The 23,516-nt window shown below is 54.2% G+C and carries 26 protein-coding genes; 21 read left to right on the forward strand and 5 right to left on the reverse strand.

The features are described 5' to 3' along the window. Positions 1 to 122: 122 nt before the first annotated feature. Entirely contained in the window at positions 123 to 392 is a 270-nt protein-coding gene (locus tag L977_RS03245; RefSeq protein WP_032637555.1) for a DUF1435 domain-containing protein, read from the reverse strand. A 216-nt stretch (positions 393 to 608) separates the two neighbouring features. Between L977_RS03245 and L977_RS03250 the strand changes: the two genes are divergently transcribed. Both L977_RS03250 and fhuF read left to right on the forward strand, forming a co-directional pair. After that, on the forward strand, positions 609 to 1,673 hold the full coding sequence (locus tag L977_RS03250; RefSeq protein ID WP_023339001.1) for a GGDEF domain-containing protein: 1,065 nt from the start codon (positions 609 to 611) through the stop codon (positions 1,671 to 1,673). Positions 1,674 to 1,767: 94 nt separating this feature from the next. After that, entirely contained in the window at positions 1,768 to 2,556 is a 789-nt protein-coding gene (gene fhuF / locus L977_RS03255) for a siderophore-iron reductase FhuF (protein ID WP_047624722.1), read from the forward strand. Positions 2,557 to 2,653: 97 nt separating this feature from the next. Here the strand turns inward: fhuF and L977_RS03260 are convergent, their stop codons facing one another. Next, positions 2,654 to 4,000 carry a PTS sugar transporter subunit IIC gene (locus L977_RS03260; RefSeq protein ID WP_023339000.1) on the reverse strand — a complete coding sequence of 449 codons (1,347 nt, stop codon included), beginning with the start codon at positions 3,998 to 4,000 and terminating at the stop codon, positions 2,654 to 2,656. A gap of 328 nt (positions 4,001 to 4,328) precedes the next feature. Between L977_RS03260 and L977_RS03265 the strand changes: the two genes are divergently transcribed. Next, positions 4,329 to 4,787, forward strand: a complete 459-nt coding sequence (locus tag L977_RS03265; RefSeq protein ID WP_014882440.1) for a YbaK/EbsC family protein — start codon at positions 4,329 to 4,331, stop codon at positions 4,785 to 4,787. Positions 4,788 to 4,823: 36 nt separating this feature from the next. Here the strand turns inward: L977_RS03265 and bglJ are convergent, their stop codons facing one another. Together bglJ and L977_RS03275 are read right to left on the reverse strand one after the other, a co-directional pair. Further along, positions 4,824 to 5,459 (reverse strand): DNA-binding transcriptional activator BglJ, encoded by a 636-nt coding sequence (gene bglJ, locus L977_RS03270; RefSeq protein ID WP_014882439.1) that lies wholly within the window; start codon positions 5,457 to 5,459, stop codon positions 4,824 to 4,826. Beyond that, positions 5,456 to 6,193 carry a helix-turn-helix transcriptional regulator gene (locus L977_RS03275; protein WP_023331965.1) on the reverse strand — a complete coding sequence of 246 codons (738 nt, stop codon included), beginning with the start codon at positions 6,191 to 6,193 and terminating at the stop codon, positions 5,456 to 5,458. Before L977_RS03275 ends, bglJ begins: the two co-directional genes overlap by 4 nt. A 410-nt stretch (positions 6,194 to 6,603) precedes the next feature. On the opposite strand from L977_RS03275, the gene L977_RS03280 reads away from it, so the two are divergent. From L977_RS03280 to L977_RS03365, 18 genes are all read left to right on the forward strand, one after another. Beyond that, on the forward strand, positions 6,604 to 7,380 hold the full coding sequence (locus L977_RS03280; RefSeq protein ID WP_014882437.1) for a threonine/serine ThrE exporter family protein: 777 nt from the start codon (positions 6,604 to 6,606) through the stop codon (positions 7,378 to 7,380). Beyond that, the gene (locus tag L977_RS03285) at positions 7,371 to 7,844 is read left to right on the forward strand and encodes a threonine/serine exporter (RefSeq protein WP_014882436.1); all 474 of its coding nucleotides are present in this window, start codon (positions 7,371 to 7,373) and stop codon (positions 7,842 to 7,844) included. The genes L977_RS03280 and L977_RS03285 overlap by 10 nt, the downstream gene beginning before the upstream one ends. Before the next feature lie 67 nt (positions 7,845 to 7,911). Next, entirely contained in the window at positions 7,912 to 8,553 is a 642-nt protein-coding gene (locus L977_RS03290; RefSeq protein WP_023331963.1) for a TetR family transcriptional regulator, read from the forward strand. A gap of 41 nt (positions 8,554 to 8,594) precedes the next feature. After that, positions 8,595 to 9,047, forward strand: coding sequence for a MarR family winged helix-turn-helix transcriptional regulator (locus L977_RS03295; RefSeq protein ID WP_014882434.1), 453 nt, complete (start codon positions 8,595 to 8,597; stop codon positions 9,045 to 9,047). Positions 9,048 to 9,131: 84 nt separating this feature from the next. Next, entirely contained in the window at positions 9,132 to 9,560 is a 429-nt protein-coding gene (locus L977_RS03300) for an organic hydroperoxide resistance protein (RefSeq protein WP_010427173.1), read from the forward strand. 148 nt (positions 9,561 to 9,708) lie between these two features. Continuing rightward, the gene (gene dnaT, locus L977_RS03305) at positions 9,709 to 10,254 is read left to right on the forward strand and encodes a primosomal protein DnaT (RefSeq protein ID WP_023338998.1); all 546 of its coding nucleotides are present in this window, start codon (positions 9,709 to 9,711) and stop codon (positions 10,252 to 10,254) included. Then, on the forward strand, positions 10,251 to 10,988 hold the full coding sequence (dnaC, locus tag L977_RS03310) for a DNA replication protein DnaC (protein WP_014882432.1): 738 nt from the start codon (positions 10,251 to 10,253) through the stop codon (positions 10,986 to 10,988). Before dnaT ends, dnaC begins: the two co-directional genes overlap by 4 nt. An 84-nt stretch (positions 10,989 to 11,072) precedes the next feature. Next, entirely contained in the window at positions 11,073 to 11,555 is a 483-nt protein-coding gene (locus tag L977_RS03315; protein ID WP_014882431.1) for a DUF2501 domain-containing protein, read from the forward strand. 270 nt (positions 11,556 to 11,825) lie between these two features. Beyond that, positions 11,826 to 14,117: a phosphatidylglycerol--membrane-oligosaccharide glycerophosphotransferase gene (gene opgB, locus L977_RS03320; RefSeq protein ID WP_014882430.1), complete on the forward strand. Its 2,292-nt coding sequence runs from the start codon at positions 11,826 to 11,828 to the stop codon at positions 14,115 to 14,117. A gap of 180 nt (positions 14,118 to 14,297) precedes the next feature. Further along, entirely contained in the window at positions 14,298 to 14,936 is a 639-nt protein-coding gene (locus L977_RS03325) for an EAL domain-containing protein (protein ID WP_023331959.1), read from the forward strand. Further along, complete coding sequence (locus tag L977_RS03330) at positions 14,933 to 15,475, forward strand: helix-turn-helix transcriptional regulator (RefSeq protein ID WP_047624728.1); 543 nt, start codon at positions 14,933 to 14,935, stop codon at positions 15,473 to 15,475. Before L977_RS03325 ends, L977_RS03330 begins: the two co-directional genes overlap by 4 nt. 32 nt (positions 15,476 to 15,507) lie before the next feature. After that, the gene (locus L977_RS03335; protein ID WP_014882427.1) at positions 15,508 to 16,005 is read left to right on the forward strand and encodes a Csu type fimbrial protein; all 498 of its coding nucleotides are present in this window, start codon (positions 15,508 to 15,510) and stop codon (positions 16,003 to 16,005) included. A gap of 2 nt (positions 16,006 to 16,007) precedes the next feature. Next, the gene (locus L977_RS03340; RefSeq protein WP_047624731.1) at positions 16,008 to 16,784 is read left to right on the forward strand and encodes a fimbrial biogenesis chaperone; all 777 of its coding nucleotides are present in this window, start codon (positions 16,008 to 16,010) and stop codon (positions 16,782 to 16,784) included. Beyond that, complete coding sequence (locus tag L977_RS03345) at positions 16,705 to 18,984, forward strand: fimbria/pilus outer membrane usher protein (RefSeq protein WP_231563482.1); 2,280 nt, start codon at positions 16,705 to 16,707, stop codon at positions 18,982 to 18,984. Before L977_RS03340 ends, L977_RS03345 begins: the two co-directional genes overlap by 80 nt. Beyond that, positions 18,975 to 19,931 (forward strand): Csu type fimbrial protein, encoded by a 957-nt coding sequence (locus tag L977_RS03350; protein ID WP_014882424.1) that lies wholly within the window; start codon positions 18,975 to 18,977, stop codon positions 19,929 to 19,931. Before L977_RS03345 ends, L977_RS03350 begins: the two co-directional genes overlap by 10 nt. Before the next feature lie 127 nt (positions 19,932 to 20,058). Continuing rightward, complete coding sequence (locus tag L977_RS03355) at positions 20,059 to 20,799, forward strand: winged helix-turn-helix domain-containing protein (RefSeq protein ID WP_047624735.1); 741 nt, start codon at positions 20,059 to 20,061, stop codon at positions 20,797 to 20,799. 1 nt (position 20,800) lies between these two features. Continuing rightward, positions 20,801 to 21,274: a hypothetical protein gene (locus L977_RS03360; protein ID WP_047624736.1), complete on the forward strand. Its 474-nt coding sequence runs from the start codon at positions 20,801 to 20,803 to the stop codon at positions 21,272 to 21,274. A 29-nt stretch (positions 21,275 to 21,303) separates the two neighbouring features. After that, a complete protein-coding gene (locus L977_RS03365) occupies positions 21,304 to 21,810 on the forward strand; it encodes a GNAT family N-acetyltransferase (RefSeq protein ID WP_047624738.1) in 507 nt (168 codons plus the stop codon). 92 nt (positions 21,811 to 21,902) lie between these two features. Here the strand turns inward: L977_RS03365 and tsr are convergent, their stop codons facing one another. Then, complete coding sequence (gene tsr / locus L977_RS03370) at positions 21,903 to 23,510, reverse strand: methyl-accepting chemotaxis protein (RefSeq protein ID WP_231563483.1); 1,608 nt, start codon at positions 23,508 to 23,510, stop codon at positions 21,903 to 21,905. Between the last annotated feature and the right edge of the window lie 6 nt (positions 23,511 to 23,516).

Consider the following 23,516-nt stretch of genomic DNA (forward strand, 5'->3'; position numbering starts at 1 on the left):
GTGGCGGAATTGGTAGACGCGCTAGCTTCAGGTGTTAGTGTCCTTACGGATGTGGGGGTTCGAGTCCCCCCCCTCGCACCAATTATCTTGCATCCCTTCTGTTGTACCTCTTATTTTCCCTGTTATTTCAAACTCATCAGTATTACCAGAATTCCACCGATCAGTGCCATACCGGATGGCAGTAAAACAAAGTGACGTAGTTGCTTATGCCAGATCATGCATGAAGTCACCAGCAATCCCGACACAAGAATGGTCTTCCAGACATCAATGGAGAGATCGGCGAACATCAAACCGCCAAGCACGACGCCCGGCAGCAGTACCCCCCATGCACTTCCCAGCACCCTGTTCAACATGCATCGCCCTTTCATAACGATAATGATAAACAATATCATATGATAAAGATTATCATTTGTCAGCGCAGACAATCAAAAAAGTTCGACCTTTACCGCTATGTAGAATGACAGGAATAGCCTAAGGTGATAAATTGCTCACCTGTTAACTACACATAAAGTTTTTCTTATAATTACTCTTTGAGTTTTTTGCATATTTTGTTGCGAAACAACGCCTATTTATCTGTTTTAATTAAATTTTAATAAAAACGCACGACTATGACATCACAATCCTGGCGGTCTTTGGTTCAACGAAAATATCAATTATCGTTACGTTTATTTTTATTTCTGAATGCAACCTCAGCGGTGTTCTCGGTAACAAATCCGCTCTATTCCGTGCGCGTGTTTTCCGCCCCGCTGATTGCTATTTTTTCCATCAGCACCGGCCTGTTCGTCTGGCACTGGAAAAAGTGTGCGCGAAAGATAAATATTCCTGTGGTTTCAGGGATCTTCGGTATTTTGTGGGCATGGCAAATTGATTCGAAATTTTCGCTAATTACCCATAACCAGGCGACGTATTTGTTAATCGCCCTATTAACGGTGCTTTTTATCGGAACGCTGGCATTCGCCAGTAATATCAAAGCATTTACTCTGCATTCACTCCCCGCGTTTATTGTCTGTCTGTGGTTAAGCGATCCAGAGATGTGGCTGAGAATGACCTATTCTTTCGCACTTCCTGTGGTGGCCATCGCTATTCATAACATTTTGCAAAGACGCAACGATCGCTTTGCGCAGGAACTGCTTTCCCGGCTGCTGGAAGAACGGGAGACCCTTACCGATCTCAGTATGATGGATCCGCTTACCGGCCTCTATAATCGGCGCGGCCTTCAGAGCCGCCTGGAGAACCTGCCAGCGGTGGAAAACGGTGAACACTTTGTTCTGCTGATGGATATCGACCACTTCAAAGCCTATAACGACCACTACGGCCATATGATGGGTGACCAGGCCCTGAAACGTGTTTCTGCAGCAATCCGCGACGCCGTGCGTTCGCGTGACATTGTGGCGCGTTTCGGCGGGGAAGAGTTTATGGTGCTGCTGACGAATATTTCACTTGAACACGCCCGTCATACGGCAGAGCGGATCCGGCAAAAAGTCTACGATTTGAAAATCCCGCATCTCTTCAACGAAAGCGTCGCCACCAATGTCACCATCAGCATCGGTATTGCCATTTTTGAAAATGAAGATGTCGAAGGCGCGCTGGAGAGAGCAGACAGAGCGCTCTATGAAGCAAAGCATCTGGGGCGTAACAACATTCTTCTGAGCGAAGAGCTGCAAACCGCGTAGACGAGTCGGCGTTGAATCAGGACAAAAGTCTTGCCATTGGTATAAGCAATAGTTAGGATTGGCAATCATTATCATTTAGATTCCTATCTCAACTATGGCTACGCATACCGCACACATTGTTGAACCCCTTCTCTGGCGAGCGCCCCTCACCAACGGGAATGCGTCGCTTGCGGATGCCATACGGGATAAGATTGCGGAAACACGCGCTCACCTGCTGGACTTTATCCGGCTTGATGAAGCGCCCCCGCACCACGCCATGACCCTCGCGGAGTGGCGACAACCCTCTACGCTGCAGTCGCTGCTTGCCACCTATTCCGACCATATCTATCGCAATCAGCCAGCCCTGACGCGAGAAAATAAGCCTTTGCTTTCCCTGTGGGCGCAATGGTATATCGGGCTGATGGTGCCTCCGCTCATGCTGGCGGTGTTAACCCAGAAAAGCATGCTGGCGCTCTCCCCGGAACATTTCCATGTCGAGTTCCACGAAACCGGTCGAGCGGCCTGTTTCTGGATCGATCTGCACGAGGACCTGAACGCGGCGCCACTCTCTGCCCAGGAACGACTGGAGCAACTTGTCATTCAGGCCTTGATCCCGGTGGTGGATGCGCTTGAAGCGACGGGGGAGATCAACGGAAAGCTTATCTGGAGTAATACCGGATATTTAATCCACTGGTATTTAACGGAAATGAAACCGCTGCTTGGTGATGAGAACGTTGATGCACTGCGTCAGTCCTGTTTCTTTGCAAAACAGCTTTCAGACGGCCGCGATAACCCGCTCTTTCGTACCGTTGTACTCCGTGACGGATTCCTGGTGCGCCGCACCTGCTGCCAGCGCTATCGCCTGCCGGACGTTAAGCAGTGCGGGGATTGTACGCTGAAGTAATTGGGTGCGGCCTGATGCCCTCACCCTGCCCCTCTCCCACGGGGAGAGGGAACAAACATTAAAAACGGCAACCTGAAAGTTGCCGTTTTGCTTTTACCTAGGCCACCTGCTGATTATCCTCTTCCGCATTACGCTGCGCTTCTTCAGCTTCCTGCTCCAGCAGTTGTTTCTCGTAAACTTTAAAGAACGGGTAGTAGATGATGGCCGATACGCAGGCCAGAACGACAACCAGAATAGCTGCACGGAAATCCCAGCCCAGGGCCCATGCTGCGCCTATCGGCGCCGGTGCTGTCCAGGGTACGACGGAAATGACGCGGCCAATCAAATCAAAGGTCATCGCGGCCCAGGCCAGGACGGCGTTAACCATGGGGGCCAGCAGGAACGGTATAAAGAACACCGGATTCATCACAATCGGCGTGCCGAAGATAACGGGTTCGTTGATGTTAAAGAAGCTGGGCACCACGCTCAAACGCCCGATAGAACGTAAATGCGCCGAGCGGCTACGCAGATAGCAAATCACCAGCCCCATCGTCGCGCCCGACCCACCGATCACGATGAAGAACGTCCAGAAGGCTTCCATAAAAATATGTGGCAAAGGCTGACCGGCGGCCAGTGCGGTCTGGTTGGCCCCAAGGTTTGTCAGCCAGAACATCTGCAGCATCCCGGAGACAATGGCCGCGCCGTGGATCCCGGCGAACCACAGCAAATGCCCAATCAGTACCGCCAGCAGAATCGCAGGCAGTGAGTCTGCCGCGGAAACCAGGGGTTTAAAGATCGACATAATCGCCTGCGGGATCAGCATGTCAAACTGAGACTGAATCACCAGGCTCAGCGGATAGAGCGTTAACACCACCACCAGCACCGGGATCAGCAGGTCAAAGGAGTTTTTGATCATCGGCGGTACCTGGTCTGGCAGGCGAATACCGATGTTATGCGCCTTGAGGAAACGCATCATCTCAACGCAGTAAATCGCGACCATAATGGCGGTGAAAATACCGGTTCCACCGAGGCTATCGACAGGAAGTGTGCCTTTGGTTTTCGGTGCCGCGACCAGCAAAAATGCCATGAGCGACAGCATGGCACACATAAACGGATCGAGCTGGTGCGTTTTGACATAGTGTTTGCCCAGGTTATAGGCAATGGCCGCACAGATATAAATGGACATAATCCCCATCGTCATATCAAACGGCGTGAGGATCTGGCCTTCAAATTGTTTCGCCATATCCAGCCAGGCGCGTGCGAAACCCCAGGTGGTATCAGGCGAAAACGGCGGGTAAGCGAACACTAATAAAAATGAACCCACAATCATAAACGGCATCGCGGAGATGAAGCCATCACGGATAGCCATCACATGACGTTGAGAAGAGATGCGCCCGGCAATCGGGCTAACGTAATTTTCAACGAAACGGAATATCAGATTAAACGCAGCATGGTTGGCAGACATGGCAGCTCTCCTGTCAGACGTTTATAACGGACGCGCTCGCGCCGCACGTTGTTCCATAACTCAGCTTCACAACCTTGCTGGCTTGTGTACCCGCGGTACTGCTCAGACGAAATGGTTTCATAATTGGCTCTTATTATTGGATATAGGGGACGTTACATACTCAGTATTAATCTACGCATCACGCTCTGCAACCGGTTACTGTAACCGGTTTCTGTGATTGTGAAGGGGATCCAGAAATCAGCCATCCGGGATATTTGTTACTTAAGAGATATTTACAGAGCATAAATTCTTATGACAGATTACGCAGGTTATTTGTCAGGAGGAAATAATGAGTTTGCAGTCCGTACAGCAGTTTTTTGCCGACAACGCGCCGGAGATAGAGGTTATAGAACTTAGCCAGAGTACGGCTACCGTTGCGCTGGCTGCTGCCGCCCATCGTGTGGAACCGGGACAAATCGCCAAAACCTTATCTTTGAAGATTAAAAATGAGGTGATACTGGTCGTTGCGAAGGGTGATGCGCGTCTGGATAACAAAAAACTGAAAGACACCTTTGGCGCAAAAGCGCGCATGCTCAGCAGTGATGAAGTGGTCACCGTGACGGGCCATCCCGTTGGCGGCGTCTGCCCGTTCGGGCTGGAAAACCCGCTCGCGGTTTACTGTGATATCTCTCTAAAACAGTACGCGGAAGTGCTTCCTGCCGCTGGCGCAATCCATAGTGCTGTGCGTATTTCTCCGGACAGAATGGCAGAGCTGACATCCGCAAAGTGGGTCGATGTGTGCATCTGATTGATGCGCCAGAAGATCTCTGGCGCAAAAGGCAGGTTACAAAAATGTCGGTTTGTTTAACCCCACACTACGCGTTTCTCTTACCGGCAAATGCGTAAGAATATCCGCGGCATCGAGCAACCCGACGTCAGAATTCACCCCCAGCTTCACCATCGCATTAAACTTATGTGCGCGGATAGTCTTGATATTGCGCTTAAGCTGCGCCGCGATTTCTGGGATGGAATAGCCGCACGACATATAACGCAATATTGCCCTCTCCGTCGGGCTTAACATCCGGTTCTGGCTGCAGTACCAATGATTAAGCATATTGTCATTTATGCGCAGCGTTTCGCTCAACAGCACCATGAATTCTTTCCGCAGGTGTTCAAGCGTCACTGATTTACTGACCACACCGTGAAGGCGAGAAGGGGAAAGATGGCTAATCAGCCGCGCCTCCATCTCATCAGATACCAGTATAATGCGTTGAATATGGCTATGCGTAAACGCGAGATCCCTCAGGTGCGCCAGGCAGTTGCGACGTGCTTCTCGCGCATCGGAAAGGGAATAGATCAGCGAGAAAAAATTAACGTGATAAAGCGCCTTCTTAAAGCCATCGAAATCATTGAACAGGTGCAGCTGATATTGACTGAGTTCGGACTGCGCAAAAAGATGCTGCAGCCCAATGGCACTCATCGTGCAATTTTCGATGATGGCGATATGTCGTGTTGAATCGGTTTTTTCCATTCCTCGAACTCTCCATAGGCTGACATGAGATTCAGCTCTCTCATTCCCTGTGTACTGTTGATCCAGGCGTACATATCGGCATTACTCCGTAATGACAGCCTTCGCATCGCACTGTTTTTCTGCGCACTGATCGTTTTATTGCTCTTCTTAAGCAACGTAGCGATTTGGTTAATCCCCCACCCTTTACCTAACAGACGAAGTACCTTGCGCTCAGAATTTGTAAGCGCAATGACGTGTTCGTCTTCCTCTTCGCCTTCCTGAGATTCGGGAGTTAATAACGTCTGGCTAATCCGCTCTGCACGTTCACTTCCTGCCCGGATAGCGTTCACGACACCTTCGATAGGTTCCATATCAGAAAGCAACGTGGTTTCCGGGCGCATAAGCAGCTCAACGGCAATAGGATAAAATGGCCGGGAAACCAAAAAGATCCAGTGGATATCCCTGTACTGATTCAATAAGCGGTAATACTCTTCGAGCGCACCCCGCGGGTTCCTGTATTCGCCTGAAACATCGGCAATAATCACATCTGCGCGGCGTAACTGAAGCAGGGTCAACTCCTGCAGTGAGCGGCAATAGGTCAATTCAAAATCGGGAAAATGACGTGTCACCACATCCCCTAACCCATTTTGCATTACGGGTATCCGGCTAATGACAACGCCATGCTTACCGTGCAATGACAACATAGACCCTCCGTGTCCATTTTCATTTGATAAGTAACGTTAAAACGCATCAAGTTATACGTATTTTCGTCCCTGAGTGTAAAACTGATTAATACAAGCAGAAGATGAGAAATGTTTTAAGTTTAAGAAATGCCTAAAACTGCACTAATATCTCACAAAGCGACAATAAATTTAATTCGACAATCATTAAAATATCGACAATATAAAATTAGAATAACTAAATACAAATATTCTATATTTCCAAACCAATAATTCACCGAATTGATAAATTGATCCCAACGTCTTTCGTCAGCCAGGCTGCAACTGTTTGCATAAACCTTGATCTGACCCACAGCAACTGCCACTGCATTTTGTGCTAAAAGTAGGCACTACGGGCCACGCGGCTACTCTTCACCTTCTCTTCAGGACACGACATGCAGGCAGAACGGTCAACGCAGCGTGCTATCACGCGGCTCTGTATTCAGTGCGGTCTTTTTCTGCTCCAGCACGGCGCGGAAAGCGCGCTGGTTGAGGAACTTTCAACCCGGCTGGGGCTGGCGCTGGGGATGGACAGCGTGGAAAGCGCCATCTCTTCCAACGCCATTGTGCTGACCACGATCAAGGACGGTCAGTGCCTGACCTCCACCCGTAAAAACCAGGACCGTGGCATTAACATGCACGTTGTGACCGAAGTGCAGCATATCGTCATCCTTGCGGAGCATAAGCTTCTCGATCTCAAAGAGATTGAAAAACGGTTCAACCAAATCAAACCTTTACGTTATCCGCGCTGGCTTGTCGTGCTGATGGTCGGGCTCTCATGCGCCTGTTTCTGTAAGCTCAATAAAGGCGGCTGGGATGGCGCACTGGTTACCTTTTTCGCCAGTAGTATCGCCATGTATGTACGCCAGTTGCTGACCCATCGGCAGTTGCACCCGCAAATTAACTTCTGCATTACCGCGTTTGTCGCCACTACCGTTTCAGGCCTGCTGCTGCGCCTGCCGCAGCTTGCCAACACCCCGACGATTGCCATGGCGGCCAGCGTGCTTTTGCTGGTGCCGGGCTTTCCGTTAATCAACGCCGTCGCCGATATGTTTAAAGGGCACATTAATACCGGTCTGGCACGCTGGGCCATCGCCAGCCTGCTGACGCTGGCAACCTGTATCGGCGTGGTCATGGCTATGACTCTCTGGGGGTTACGCGGATGGGCGTGATAGATTTTCTGCTGGCACTGGCACAGGATATGATCCTGGCCGCCATTCCTGCCGTCGGCTTTGCGATGGTCTTTAACGTTCCGCAACGTGCTCTGCCGTGGTGTGCGCTGTTGGGGGCGATTGGTCACGGCTCGCGAATGGCCATGATGGCGGCGGGTTTTAATATCGAATGGTCGACATTTATGGCCTCTATGCTGGTCGGTAGCATCGGCATTCAATGGTCGCGCTGGTATCTGGCGCATCCTAAAGTCTTCACCGTCGCCGCCGTGATCCCAATGTTTCCTGGCATATCGGCGTATACGGCAATGATTTCGGCGGTGAAAATCAGCCATTTTGGCTACACCGAGCCGCAGATGATCCTTCTTCTGAGCAACTTTCTTAAAGCGTCGTCCATTGTCGGTGCGCTCTCTATCGGGCTGTCGATCCCCGGATTGTGGCTGTACCGCAAACGCCCGCGCGTTTGATATTTGTGTTATTTCGCTGCCGTGGAGATAATCTTTCTGGTCCGTTTGGTGAAAATAAGGAAAGGATGTGGCTAACCCTGGCAGCGAACACCCCGAGCACAACGAAGAGTCCAGCCTGAAAGAGAAAATTTTTCAGAGCGCTATTGCGCTGTTTGCCGAATACGGACTGAACGGCGCCCGCATGGAGCAGATCGCGGAGAAAGCGGGCACCACCAAACGCATGGTGGTTTACCATTTTAAGAATAAAGAAAATCTTTATCTGCTGGTGCTGGAACATGTTTACACCGAAATTCGCGCCAGCGAAAAAGCACTTAGCCTGGCGGATATGCCCCCCGTCGAAGCGCTGGTCCACCTGGTTGAAACCACCTTTGACTATCATGCTGACCATCCGGATTACATCCGTATCATCTGCATGGAAAACATGCAGCGTGGCCGCTTTATGCAGCAGTCGAATTATCTGCGCCAGGTTAACCGCAGCGCGCTCGACCTGCTGGAAGAGATCCTGCGTCGCGGCAAAGAGAAACTGCTGTTCAGCCAGACGGTTGACGCCCGCGATCTCCACCGCCTGATAAGCAGCTTCAGCTTTCACTACGTCGCCAACAGCTACACCTTCACCCTGCTGTTTGAAGAGGGTGCCGACGAGCGGGCTCAGCGCCAGCACTACCGTAAAATGGCCGTTCAGGTGGCGCTGCGATATACCTGCCCATAAAATTGCTTGCAATTAAATCGTACGCTATCTATATTCATCTCATGAACGCGAAAACGAACGACACGACCGCTGCGCTCCTGCTGGATAACCAGCTCTGCTTTGCCCTCTATTCGGCAAATCTGGCGCTTAACAAGCTGTACCGGCAGTTGCTGGCACCGCTAAACCTGACTTACCCGCAATATCTGGTGATGCTGGTGCTGTGGGAGCAGGATGACGTGACGGTATCAGACATCGGTGAACGGCTGTTCCTTGATTCCGCAACGCTGACGCCGCTGCTGAAGCGTCTGGAAAGCGCCGGGCTCATCAACCGTCACCGCTCGCGTAAAGACGAACGTCAGGTCGCTGTCACCCTGACTGATGCAGGACGTCACCTACAGCAGCAGGCCGCAGGGATCCCTCATGCGGTGGGATGCGCGGCACAGTGTGATACCGAGACCATGCTGTCGCTCAAGCAGCAGCTGGAAGTTTTGCGACAACAGATTCAACGCGCGTGACGCTATACTTTACGCGTATTTATTTACCCATGTATATCGCACGCTATTTAATAGCACACATAAAAGTAAGATGAGGAACCTGCCATGTCTTTAGAAAAAGTTGTTTATACCGCCAAAGCAAAAGCCACCGGGGGCCGTGACGGCCGCGCGACCTCTTCCGATGGCGTTCTGGATGTCAAACTGGGCGTGCCAAAAGAGATGGGCGGCATGGGGGGTGAAGTGACTAACCCTGAGCAGCTGTTTGCTGCTGGCTACTCCGCCTGCTTCCTGGGCGCAATGAAGTTTGTCGCGGCTCGCGACAAATTTGCCCTGCCTAAAGAAGCCTTTATTGAAGGCGAAGTGGGTATTGGTCCGTTGCCAACCGGTTTTGGTATCGAAGCAAAACTGAACATCCACGTTGAAGGGATGGATCCGGCGGAAGCCAAAAAACTGGTCGATGCGGCGCACATTGTTTGCCCTTACTCTAACGCGACCCGCGGCAACATCGATGTGACCCTGAATATCATCGCGTGATAAATGCCTGATGGCGCTGTGCTTATCAGGTCTATGACTGTAGCCCCGGTACGCGCAGCGCCACCGGGGAAATCCCCTCCTTCCCTTCCCCCTCTCTGTGCTACCATAAGCCCTTATCACGCCCGTCGTTATCAGTAGAGTAAGCGTTATGTCCTCCAGAATTCTGACCACCAGCATTGCTGGCATTGATGCCTTTATGCGCGACCCACGCGGTGTGTTGACTCACGCCGAAGGCGGCACGGTTGCGGTTTTTGCCGACAACGCGCCGGCGTTTTATGCAATCACGCCGGAACGTCTGGCACAGCTTCTGGAGACTGAAGCGCAATTGTCCCGCCCGGTGAGCGATGTCACGCTGGATAACCAGTTGTTTGATGAACCGGTTAACGCCCCGGTGACCGTTCCGATGGGCAAATTTGCCCTTTATGCGGGCTGGCAGCCCGACGCCGATTTTCAACGGCAGGCCGCGCTGTGGGGCATTGCGTTAACCCAACCGGCCACCGCGGAAGAGCTCGCCGCCTTTACGGCCTGGTGGCAGGCAGAGGGTAAAGTTTTCACCCATATTCAGTGGCAGCAAAAGCTCGCGCGTCATCTGCAGATTACCCGCGCCAGCAACAACGGCCAGCCAAAACGCGATATCAACGCGTTTTCAGAACCGGATAAACAGATCCCCAGTGGATTCCGAGGTGCGAAATGAAGAACGTCGGTGACCTGATGAAACGTCTGCAAAAAATGATGCCAGCTAACGTGAAGCCCGCTTTCACGACGGGGGAAGAACTGCTGGCGTGGCAAAAAGAGCAAGGAAAAATCCGTGCCGCCGCGCTCGCCCGCGAAAACCGGGCGATGAAAATGCAGCGCACGTTTAACCGCTCCGGTATTCGCCCTCTGCATCAGAACTGCTCGTTTGATAACTATAAAGTTGAAACCAGCGGGCAGATGAACGCGCTCGCCGCCGCACGTCAGTACGTGGATGAATTTGACGGTAATATCGCCAGCTTCATTTTTAGCGGTAAACCGGGCACCGGGAAGAACCATCTTGCCGCGGCCATCTGTAACGAACTGCTTCTGCGCGGTAAATCGGTGCTCATTATCACCGTGGCCGATATCATGTCCGCCATGAAAGACACCTTCAGCAACCGTGAAACCAGCGAAGAACAGCTGCTTAACGATCTGAGTAATGTCGATTTACTGGTCATCGACGAGATTGGCGTTCAGACGGAATCCCGTTATGAAAAGGTCATCATCAATCAGATTGTCGATCGCCGTTCTTCCTCCAAACGCCCCACCGGCATGCTCACAAACCACAACATCGACGAGATGACCCGCTTACTGGGCGAACGCGTCATGGACCGTATGAAGCTGGGTAACAGTCTGTATGTCATCTTCGACTGGGACAGTTACCGCAGCCGCGTTACCGGCAAAGAGTATTAAGACAGTTCCAGGAATCGCCAGCGGGACACAGGTATATACTGGAACCCCTTCCGGCCCAAAACGGACCTTTTTGAGAAAGCCATTATGAAAAAACAGATCCTTATCAGCACCTTTTTAGGCGCGCTGCTGGTTACCGGCGCAGCGCAAGCGGCGTCCTGGCAGGAGTCCCTCTCAAGCGCAGCAAACGAGCTGACCAAAGAGAGCAGCAGCACTCAGGGTGGGCTCTCCGCCTCTTCCCTCACCAGCCTGCTAAGCAACAGCTCCCAAAGCCTGAGCGCGGGCACGATGAACAACGCGGCGGGGATTCTGGAATATTGCGCGAAGCAAAAACTGGCCTCGGTGACCGACGCGCAAAACGTGAAAAACCAGGTGCTGGGTAAACTGGGTCTCGATACTCAGGAGCAAAAAGCGGATACCAGCTATATGGATGGCATTCAGGGTCTGCTTAACGCACAAAACGGTCAGCAACTTAACCTGAGCACCCTTGGCAACTCTTCTCTGGCGAAACAGGTGAAAACCAAAGCCTGCGATCTGGTGTTGAAACAAGGCGTTAATTTCATCTCCTGATTTCCCCCATTTTCTGCCACAACACGCCGCGTTTAATGCGATAGTCTTGCATCGCGGCGTGAAACGAGCGTTTTTCCAACCTGCCACCGTCTCAGCGTCCGTTTGTCAGGATGCGACCTTCTTCATAAAAACGATTTTCTAAACCAAATCCTAACAACAGCACACTTTCGTGACACTAAAATTGCAGCTAAACGACATCGCCATTACATTGTATAACCCAAAAAATAAACAGTTAGCCAGCGAAGCACCTGGCGTCATGAGGATATGCTGTTGTCAGAATTCATGTCTCTTGTCCTTTTTCTGGCTTCTGTGGGCGTTTATGCCTGGAAAGCCGGCCGTAACACCTGGTGGTTTATCGCCACACTGGTCGTACTCGGCTTTTTTATTATTTTAAACATTACCTTATACGCCAGCGATTACTTCACCGGTGACGGGATCAACGATGCGGTACTTTATACCCTGACGAACAGCCTGACGGGCGCGGGAGTGGGCAAGTACATTCTTCCGGGGCTGGGCCTGGTTGTGGCGCTGGTAACCATTTTTGGCGCACTCGCCTGGGTGCTGCGTCGCCGTCGTCATCTTCCTCACCATCATGGTTACAGCCTGCTGGCGCTTTTCCTGGCGTTAGCCTCCGTCGACGCCAGCCCGGCGTTTCATCAGATCACCGAACTGGTGAAATCTCAGTCGCGTGACGGCGATCCAGACTTTGTGGCGTACTACAAAGAGCCATCGAAAACGATCGCCAACCCGAAACTCAACCTGGTCTATATCTACGGTGAAAGCCTGGAGCGCACCTACTTCGACAACACTGCGTTCCCGAACCTGACCCCGGACCTGGGGGCGCTGAAAGATGAAGGTCTCGATTTCAGCCACACCATGCAGTTACCCGGCACGGATTACACTATCGCCGGGATGGTGGCTTCCCAGTGCGGTATCCCGCTGTTCGCACCTTTTGAAGGTAACGCTTCAGCCTCGATGTCGACGTTCTTCCCGCAGAATATTTGCCTGGGCGATATACTGAAAAATTCCGGTTACGAAAACTACTTCGTGCAGGGTGCAAACCTGCGCTTTGCCGGAAAAGATGTGTTCCTGAAATCCCACGGTTTTGATCACCTGTACGGCTCAGAAGAGTTAAAGACGACGGTTGCCGACCCGACCTACCGCAACGACTGGGGTTTCTATGACGATACGGTACTGGACGAAACCTGGAAGAAATTCGAGGCGCTTTCCCGCGCCGGGAAGCGTTTTTCCCTCTTCGCGCTGACGGTAGATACGCACCATCCGGATGGTTTCGTCTCGCGCACCTGTAAACGCAAACGCTATGACGTGGACGGCAAAAGCAACGCCTCCTTTAGCGCCGTGACCTGTAGCCAGGAGCATATCGCCGCGCTGGTCGAGAAAATCAAAGCCTCGCCGTATTTTAAAAACACCGTCATCGTCGTCTCGTCTGACCATCTGGCGATGAAAAACAGCGCCTGGGATCAGCTCAACAAGCAGGATCGCAGCAACCTGTTCTTCGTTCTGCGCGGCGACCAGCCGCAACAAGAGGTGATCGCCACCAAACGCAACTCCATGGATAACGGCGCAACCGTGCTGGACATTCTGGGTGGCGACAACTTTATTGGCCTGGGTCGCAGCACGCTGTCCGGGCAATCCCTGTCGGAAGTGTTCCTCAACATGAAGGAGAAAATCCTCGCCTGGAAGCCCGACATCATCCGGCTGTGGAACTTCCCGAAAGAGATGAAAGACTTCACCATCGATCGGGAGAAAAACACGATTGCCTTCTCTGGCAGTAACTTCCGTCTGCCGCTGCTGGTACGGGTGTCGGACAGTCGCGTTGAACCGCTACCGGAAAGTGAATATTCCGCACCGCTGCGTTTCCAGCTGGCCGATTTCGCCCCACGCGATAACTTTGTCTGGATCGACAGGTGTTACAAAATGGGTCAGCTCTGGTCACAGCCGCTGGCGCTGTCGACCGACTGGTGCGTCTCTCAGGGGCAGCTTGGCGGGGAGCAAACCGTGCAGCATGTGGACAAAGCCCAGTGGAAAGGCAAAACCGCCTTTAAAGATACGGTGATTGATACCACACGCTATCAGCACAACATCGACATGCTGAAAATCGTCGACAACGACATTCGCTATAAAGCAGACAGCTTCATCTTCAACGTGGCCGGCGCGCCTGAAGAAGTGAAGCAGTTTAGCGGCATCTCTCGTCCGGAGTCGTGGGGACGCTGGTCAAACGCGCAGTTGGGTAACGAAGTGAAAATTGAGTACACCCATCCCCTGCCGGAGCAATTTGACCTGGTGATCACGGCCAGAGCGTATGGACCTAACGCGAATAAGCCAGTGCCGGTGCGCGTGGGCGATGAGGAGCAGACGCTGACGCTTGGGAATGATGTCAGCACGCACACTCTGCATTTTGCCAACCCATCGCGCAGCAATACCCTGGTGATTGTGCCGCCAGACCCGCAGTCCACCAATGAAGGAAATATTCTTGGCCACTCACCGCGCGAGCTCGGGATTGGCATGGTCGAAATCAAAATTGTCAGCAGACAAGGTTAATGCCTGAGCACCCGGCGTCCCTGCCGGGTGCTTATAAAAATAAATAAACCTATAAATTGATTATAAATTAGATAAAAACACCATATATAAGTCATTTTTATTTATAAATATCCCGCAAAAACACCATTCTATAAAATGTGTAACTCCTAAAGTAACGACGGAGAGTGACACACTTTTATCATGCTAACCGGCTATAAGTTCGAATCCATCCGGGCACTGCGCAGTGAACATGTGATTGCCTGGGAGGTATTGTCCACGGCAAAACCCCACGTCAATCTCGAAGACTATTTTGACGCCATGCCTTCGACGCAGCGTAAACAACTTTTCTTTGCGCAGCTTCGCCATGCCATGTTTTGCGAAGAGGGCGACAAATATTATCTCAACGCGACATCAGATTTGCTGCTGGAAACGGACTTCCTCGACAGGCTAAAAGAAGCAACACCCTGTCCGGAGAGGCTTGCTATCGAAGTGACCGATCTCCATACGATGGTACAACTCGATGATACGCAAAGCCGGGTCCTGCGAAACTGCATTGCGACACTTCATCTTTGGGGAATTGAAGTGTGGGCTGATGATGTCTGTGAAGCCATTCTTCCCGAACTGCTTGCCAGCCAGATCCGCTTCTGTGGCGTCAAAATTGACAAACATACTTTCTGGAGCGGGCGCACAGAGCAGGCGAAGTTTCTGCATCTCACCCGTCAGTGCAAGCGTGTCGCCAGTAAAGTCCTTATTGAAGGCATCGAAACGGCGGGTGATTTCGCACTGGCCCGGGCAAGCGCGGCCGATTACGGCCAGGGTTATCTGTGGGGTCTAAAATGACGCCTTTCATCGCAAATGCCGGCTATCAGGTTATCGTTCTGAGCAGCAACGCTTTTTTATGGCTTGGCCTGAATTCGATCCTGTCGACAGCCGTATCACCCCGTCCTGAGGCGTACTGGATTAACAACGTTAATCCACAAGGGCTTATGCGTCTGCAGACACTGCTGCTCAATACGCACGTCGGGGGAAACTGGCTGTTATTGACGGACGCGGGCCGGGTCAACGACATTAACGCCTGGCTACACAACGCGCGGGTCAGAGTGGTTGCGGACAATGTGTCTCTCGCGCAGCTAAGCCACTGTTTTAGCGACACAAGCTTCTCTTTCGAGAATACCGCCACGCTCACCTGTCAGGAGATGCGGGTTTGCATGCTGTTCCATAAAGGATTCAGCCCGATACGTATTGCGCAAATCCTTAATAAGTCACCTAAAACGATCTACACCCACAAACGTAACGCGATGAACAAATTTTGCTGCCAGAACCTGGCGGAATTCCATCAAAAACTCTGCCTGCTGGACGCGCTCCCCTCTTCTTTTTAATTACACTGTTATTCACGTCAGGAAATACGATCATGAGAATTATCCCTGTTGTTGTATGTTGTTCCGTTCTCCTGCTTCCTGCTGCTGCAATCGCCGCAGACAGCACCACAAGCGCGACGATGCACGTTTCACTTGAGGTGGTGAAGTCCTGCACGCTCAAAGCCAACGACCTCAATTTCTCGCGCCACGGCTCGGACGAATCAAGCGAAATTCAGGCCAAAACGCAGGTCGATATCGTCTGTACCAACGGGACGCCGTTCACGCTCTCTGCTACCAGCAACGATAGCAGCGATAACGGCACCTTCTGGCTGAAGCCAGAAAACGGTGAAACGGGCGCACAGAAGATTGCCTGGAAACTTTTTGCCGATGAGGGCAAACAGACGCAAATTACCAGCACCGATGGACTCACCGACACCGGCAACGGCATGGAACAGCAAGAGACGCTGTATGGCGTGATTGACGCAGGTGCCCTGACGACCGCGCAGGCTGGCGCCTATAGCGATGATGTCACGTTGAATCTGGTGTATTGATCATGCGTCGTTTTCTCCCCTGCTTCATTCTGTGGTTCATGATGCTGGCACTGCTGTCACGCTACGCGATGGCCGCCACGCTTCAGGTGGCCCCAGTGACGCTCGACCTCCAGAGCGGGCAAAGCGCCTCGGCGGTCTACCTCACTAACAGCGGTAAAGCGGCCATCCATGCGCAGATACGGGTTTACGAATGGACCCAGCAAAACGGTAAAGATGTATTAACGGCCACCGACGAGGTGGTCAGCAGCCCGGCGATGACCTCACTGGCGCCGGGCCAGCAGCAGCTGGTGCGCATAATCGTGATGCAGCCAGGGATCCGTGAACAGGAGCAAAGTTACCGGCTGGTCATTGATGAGCTACCGGATGCAACGTCCCGTGCGGCCAATCCCAACGCGATACACTTTCTGCTTCGCTACTCTATTCCTGTCTTCATTGCCGGAAACCAGAATAAGCCCGTCAGCCGCGATGCCCTGAGCTGCGAACAGGCGGACACCCCGGGAACGATCCGCTGCTATAACGCCGGAAACAGCCATATCCGCCTGAGCCACCTGCAGGCCCTGACGGCCGCCGGTCAGGTCGCCGGGTCGTTGAAAGGGCTGGCAGGTTATGTTCTGCCGGGACAGACCGCGCTTATAACGCTTAAGCACACTTCGCGCCACACGTTCAGCGCGTTGCGCGCCTATCTCAATGACGACCACAATGCCAGCCAGATACCCCTGCGCCCGCTCGCTTCTCGCGCTCCTGTTTTGGCTACCGCTGATGCTGTCAGCCCGGACTGAACCCGCCGCCGATACCCTGCAATGGCTGGCAATCACCGTGAACCACGACCCGCGCGGGGATCTGTGGGCCTGCCGGGTAGTGGGAGATGCGCTGTGGATGGACCACCGCGACCTCAAAAAACTGGGGCTGCGCGCCCCGGATAACGCCAACGAGTGGGTCGCGCTGACGTCGCTGCCGGGCCTGAAAGTCAGTCTCGATTTGCATGCTCAGCAGGTCTCCATTACCGCCGACGCAAAGGCGCTTGAGGGCCAACAGCATCTGTCTGTCGGGAGGCCGACGCCGCAGTATCGCTATCCTGAGGCGCAGCCCATTAGCGTGTTGACGCTCGGGTATGCGCTTTATGGCAGCGGCGCAGAGGGGAAACGCCAGCTTAACGCGCAAACGTCGCTCACCGCATCCGGGGCGCTTCCCGGAACGTTCAGCAGCAGCTTTTCGAGCCATGCCGGTGAGGAAAACAGCGCAGGTCGGCCCCGCCACACACGCCTTGAAACCCGCTGGCAGTGGGACAACACGGACTCGCTCACCAGCCTGGCGCTGGGCGACAACATCACCACGGGCTCCCGCTGGAGCCGACAGGTACGCTTTGGCGGGCTGCACTGGGCGCGTAATTTTGAGCTCAATCCGCAACTCAACACCGAACCGCGTAGCCGTTACAGCGACACGGCGGTTCTGCCTTCTACGGTCGATCTGTACATCGACGGGCTTAAGCAGAGCAGCCAGCGCGTCACGCCGGGCGATTTTCTGCTGGATACCCTGCCCTCATTTACCGGAAGCGGGCAGGCCCAGGTGGTCATTACCGATATCAACGGTCAGCGTCGTACCGTACAGCTCGATCTCTACGGTGCGCCGGGGATGCTGGCGGAAGGACTCAGCAGCGGCTCGCTGGATATCGGCTGGATGCGACAAAACTACGCCCTGCGATCCAATGACTATGCCGCCTCGCCCATGCTCGACGCAGGGTGGCGCTACGGGGTGAATAACCAGCTGACGCTGGCGCTGCACACGGAGCAGCAGAGTAAACTGCGCAATGTCGGGACAGGGGTCGACTGGCTGATCTCGCCCGGGACAGGGATTATCAGCCAGCATGTCGCCATCAGCGACAGCCCCTACGGTCAGGGAAAACAGTGGGGCCTTGGCTGGCAATGGAACGGTCGCGGGACGGGGATCTCTGCCAGTACCGTTCGTACCGATGCCACATTTGCCGATAACGCCCGCATGAGCGGTACCCTCCCCGTCAGACGCAGCGATAGCGTTTGGGTCAGCCAGTCGATACCCCATTCAGGTACCTTCGGTGCGGGCTGGGTACAGCAAAACATTCAGGGCACCAAACAACGCTATCTCAACGCCTCCTGGTCCGCCTCGCTGCCGGCACATATTTCCACCACGCTGAGCTACACCCGCTCGTTTACGGATGCGTCGAGCCACGTTCAGCTGATGCTCTCGATCCCGTTAGGGCGTGAGGATACCCTCTCCGTTCAGGCCAGCCGCGATATGCCCCGCATGGATTATCGCCATCAGCCGGACGATCAGGTCGGCGGCTGGTCATGGCAGCTGGGGCAAGGCTTTGGCGAGCACCGGGAAACCTATGCGGACGTGGGCTATCTGGGCCACGCAGGTGAGTGGCACGTTGGGATGGCGCAGGGCGCTAACTATGCCTCAGCCGAGGGTAGCCTGACGCTGCTGGATGGCAGCCTGCACACGCTGCGCTACAGCCAACAAAGCCTGGCGCTGGTCTCCACGCACGGTGTCGGACATGTGCCGGTGATGCTGGAAAACCGCCCGGCAGGCGAAACCGACGAGAAAGGGTATCTGCTGCTGACCGACCTGCCGCGTTACCACGCCAGTAAAGTCAGCATCAATCCGCTGGATCTGCCTGCCGACGTGATTGCCCCCGTCACCGACATGCAGGCCAGACCGGGCAACGGCGGCGCGGTAAAAGTCGATTTTAACGTTCATCACGCCGTCACAGTTCAGGCCCGACTGGTGGACCTCCACCATAATCCGCTCCCGCTCGGCAGCATTGTCTCAACGCCACGCGGTGCCACCATTGTGGGGCGTGACGGTTTTATCTGGCTTGAAGACCCGCCTCTGCCGGGTGAGCTGGTGGTAAAAACCGGTGAGGGTGAGTGCCGGGTCAGGCTTACGGCCCCCCGTACTGCGTCACCCATACAGAATATTGGAGAACAACAGTGTCATTAAAAGCACCGTTCTTGTTGCTGCTTGCGGTGTCCGTGAAGGCGATGGCCGCCGCATGCTGGATAACATCACCTGCCGTCATCAACTTTGGCAATGTCGTGGCGGGCAATGCCGCGTCGACCAACACCGAAGTTAAATTTAGCTGTCAGGCTGACAACAACGGCACGACGGAATATATCAACGTCTGTCTGAGCAGTATCGACGCACCGCCCTTTCAGATGGTCTCACCGGGAGATTCGGAGGGTAAACAGTACACCCTGCTTTTCCGCCTGCTTAACGGCGACGCGCGCGCTCAGGAACTCGGTCCCGTCAGCAGCGGGGAGCTCATTCAGCAGACTCTGACCGCCGACAGCAATGCCAACATCAGCGGGAGCTTTCCGCTTATCGCCACCGTCCCGGCAGGGCAAAACCAACTTCCGGCGTACCACTATTACAACTACAACATGAATCTGCGCATCGCCTGGCACAGCGCTAGCCGTCAGGATGCACTGCAAAACTGCTCGGATGGCTCTGCGGAGGGGGAGCAGGTGCAGGGCGGTACCAATGCGCAGGCCGAAATCAGCCAGGGCTGCTACATAGAACGCGTCACTCCGCTTAACTTCGGCACCCTGAACAGTACCGCCACGCTGCGCCCGACGCGTTCCACCGCAACCCTTACCACGCGCTGTCCGGCCGGTACAGCGTTTACGCTTGGCATGGGCAACGGCAACCATGCCATCGGGAATCAGCGGCAGCTGTGTAACGATGAGGGTCAGTGCCTGCGCTACGGGCTCTGGCAGGATGCGGGTGCCACGCAAAGCTGGGGCGATCTGCACAGCGGCGATGCGCTGCATGTCACCCATCCCGCTGGCGGCACCCAAAACTTCACCGTTTACGGGGAAGTCCCCGCTCAGCCCCTGAGCGGTACAGGGGAATTTATTGATGACGTGATAATCACGCTGACTTATTAAAGAGACCAAAATCCTGTCTGGATCAATGTTATCGGTAACAATGGCGTTAAAATAGCCACCAGCTCTGCATACAAGGCGTAAACCTTCTCTTTTTTATTCGTTATCTCTGTCTGTTTTACAACAACTTATGAAATACCTGCTTGCTGACGCCATCGTCTACAACGACGAGGACGGTTCTGTTTCTCTTATCAATGTGCCGCCTGAGGATGCGCAGATCCTCACCTGCACAGCCAATAGCATTATGAAGCTGCTGGTGCAGCATCATGGGAACGTGGTCGAGCGGGAGACCTTCCTGCATGACGTCTGGGATCGGCGTGGGCTCCAGGGGTCTAACAATTCGTTAAACCAGTACATCAGCATCTTGCGCAAAATGCTGGCCAGCCTGCTTCCCGACGTGCTGTTTATCGTCACCGTCCCCAAAACGGGCTTTATGCTCAGCGCAGACGTCACGGTAACAGCCCTGGAGGAAGAAACACCGGCCGCCGAAACGGCGAAAACTGCAGTACCCGCCCGACCGGAGCGGCTGCTCTGGGGCGCGCTTACGCTGGCGGTCGTTGCGCTGTGCCTTTGGATAATGGCTATCAAACCCGAAACCCGGCAGAAGGACATTCATCTGTTGACCCATATCGGGAACTGTCCGGTCTATACCTTTACGCCGCTGGCGGATGTGTTTCACGAGCGGGCGGCTTCGCTGGCGCAAACTCTTCAGCAGGACGGTCACCTTCCGTGCCTGGAAAATTCAATTTTCTATATGCACATTCAGCGAACGCTTTTCTACGGCCACGAGGGACGACTGGTGCTCTCCCAATGCTCGCTCACGCAGGGGAAAGCGAGCGCCTGTCGTACGCTTTACTATTACGAGTGGTGATATGAAATACACAAAAATCTGGCTCATTCTGGCCCTTAATCTGATGATTACCGGCGCTGCACTGGCGTGGTATTTCTACACGCCACCGCTGTCGATGGCATGCAATGGATACCTGACCTTCTCCGACAAACGTGACAGCCACGATTTCACGTTTGACGGGGAGGTCATCATGCAGTTTCACCCCAACAAAACCGGGTACATCACGCTAAACGGTAACGTGGAGAATGCCCCAAACCACTGGGAAGTGTCCCGCCAGGAGATGTTTAAATGGCGCCACGTGGAAGGAGAACTGTATGAGATCGTTATTCAAAAAGTGGAGCGTTTTGGCCATGACGCCATGCCGCCGGGCGTATTTGAGAAATACGTCGCGGGCCTGACCCAGGGGAAAAAAAGGCTCCTGGCGATAGAGCGCACGCCGCATGATGCACTGGTTATCAGCAATTTTTACTCGCCGGTGCTGGTCTGCACAGAATAATACCGACGGGTCAGGCTATACTTCCCGCCATGAACATTCGCATTCGCCCTACCACCTTCAACGATGCTGCCACCCTGCCCGCCATTGAACGCGCGGCGGGCGAGCGTTTTCGTGAAATCCCCCCTCTCGCCTGGCTTGCCGGGGGTGAGGTGATTTCAACTGAAGAGCATCTCAACTATGCCGAACGGGGGCTAAGCTGGCTGGCGCTGGCGAACGACCATCCCGTTGGGTTTATCCTCGCAGAGGCGCACGCGACATCGCTGTTTATTGTCGAACTTTCGGTGCATCTGGACTGGCAGGGAAAGGGGATTGGTCGGCAGCTCATTAACGCTGTGGCTGACCATGCCCGTGAAGGGGGGCTGTCGTCGCTGACGTTGACGACATTCCGCGACGTACCGTGGAATGCGCCGTTCTATGCGCGGCTGGGGTTTAACTACGTCACTGAACTCACGCCTGAACTGCGTCAGAAAAGGGAAGATGAGACAGCGCACGGCTTAGCGTTTGACTCCCGCTGCGCCATGCGTCTGCCGCTTTGATATCGCCCGGTGGCGCTGCGCTGACCGGGCCTACAAAACCCTGAACCGTAGGCCGGGTAAGGCGAAGCCGCCACCCGGCACAACACGCACGATCAGAACGTTTCCCAGTTATCACCCGCATCAGCGGTTGCCGCTTTACGCGACATCACCGGGGTTGCAACGCTTTTCGCCGAAGCGAACTCGCGCGCTTTCATCTGCTCCTGCTGAATGCGGAACACCGCGACAGCCTGGGTCAGGCGGCTTGCCTGCTCTTCCAGCGCCGCCGCCGCTGCGGCAGACTCTTCCACCAGCGAGGCGTTCTGCTGGGTCACGCGATCCATCTCGGCGACCGCCAGCCCCACCTGGTCGATACCGCGGCTCTGCTCGTCAGAAGCCGAGGCGATTTCGCCCATGATATCCGTAACGCGGGTTACCGCATTCACGATCTCGCCCATGGTTTCACCGGCGCTTTCTACCAGCGTTGAACCCACTTCCACGCGACCCACAGAGTCTTCAATCAGGCTCTTGATTTCACGTGCTGCCTGGGCGCTACGCTGGGCCAGGTTACGCACCTCACCTGCCACCACCGCAAAACCACGGCCCTGCTCGCCTGCGCGCGCCGCTTCTACCGCCGCGTTCAGTGCCAGGATGTTGGTCTGGAAAGCAATTCCGTCGATCACGCTAATAATGTCGGCAATCTTCTGCGAACTACCGGCGATATCGCGCATGGTCTGCACTACGTTGTCCACCACTTTACCGCCTTTCTGCGCGGTCTCGGACGCGCTCAGCGCCAGATGGCTCGCCTGACGGGCGTTTTCGGCGTTCTGCTTCACGGTCGCCGTCAGCTGCTCCATGCTGGCAGCAGTCTCTTCCAGGGACGCAGCCTGCTGTTCTGTACGGGAAGAGAGGTCGTTATTGCCCATCGCGATTTCGCTCGCGCCGCTGTAGATAGCATTCGCGCCATTACGCACGTCGCCAACGGTCCGTACCAGCTCACTCTGCATATGACGCAGAGAATCGGCCAGTTCGCCCATCTCGTTGGAGCCCTCCACTTCAATGCGCTTCACCAGATCGCCGCTGGCGATATGGCGAATGTTGTCGATGAGGCGCGTCAGCGGCGAAATCAGCGCCTGCTTGATACCCAACCAGACGGCCACGATCACCACCAGCACGGCAAGCAGCACGCTAATCAGCACCCAGATGGCCTGGCTGAAGGAGCTCTTGCTGTCTTCAACCGCCATTTGATACAGCTTGTCGTTCTGCTGCAGGTAGCTGACATACTGCTTCTCAAAACCATCCTGGTAGCTCTGGGTCGGCTGATCGAAGAAGGCGTTGATTTTGCCCGCACCCAGCAGCTGAATCAGCTCCGCCAGCGCACCGTGGTAGATATCGTAGTTACGCTTAATCTCCATGGCATCCGCATCGCTTTGACGCGGATCGCGCGGCAGGGCCTCATAGGCGGCCCAGTTTTTTTCCGCCTGCTTCAGCGACGTGGACGCGATTTGCATCAGATCGTTAACGGTCGCGCCGCTGCCGATATTGCTCTGATCCATCATGTAGCGAATACCCGCGCGGTTCAGGGTATTACGGGTTTGCAGCAACGCCACCCAGCTGGCATTCAGCGTGGATTGTTGCTGGCGAATGGTTTGCAGGACGGTGAAATTCTCTTTGTCATGCTTAAGGGCATTGAAGAAAAGACCACCGGATGTGAGTTGTAACAGATGTTC

The organism is Enterobacter sp. ZOR0014, from assembly GCF_000798855.1.
Classification (GTDB): domain Bacteria; phylum Pseudomonadota; class Gammaproteobacteria; order Enterobacterales; family Enterobacteriaceae; genus Enterobacter; species Enterobacter kobei.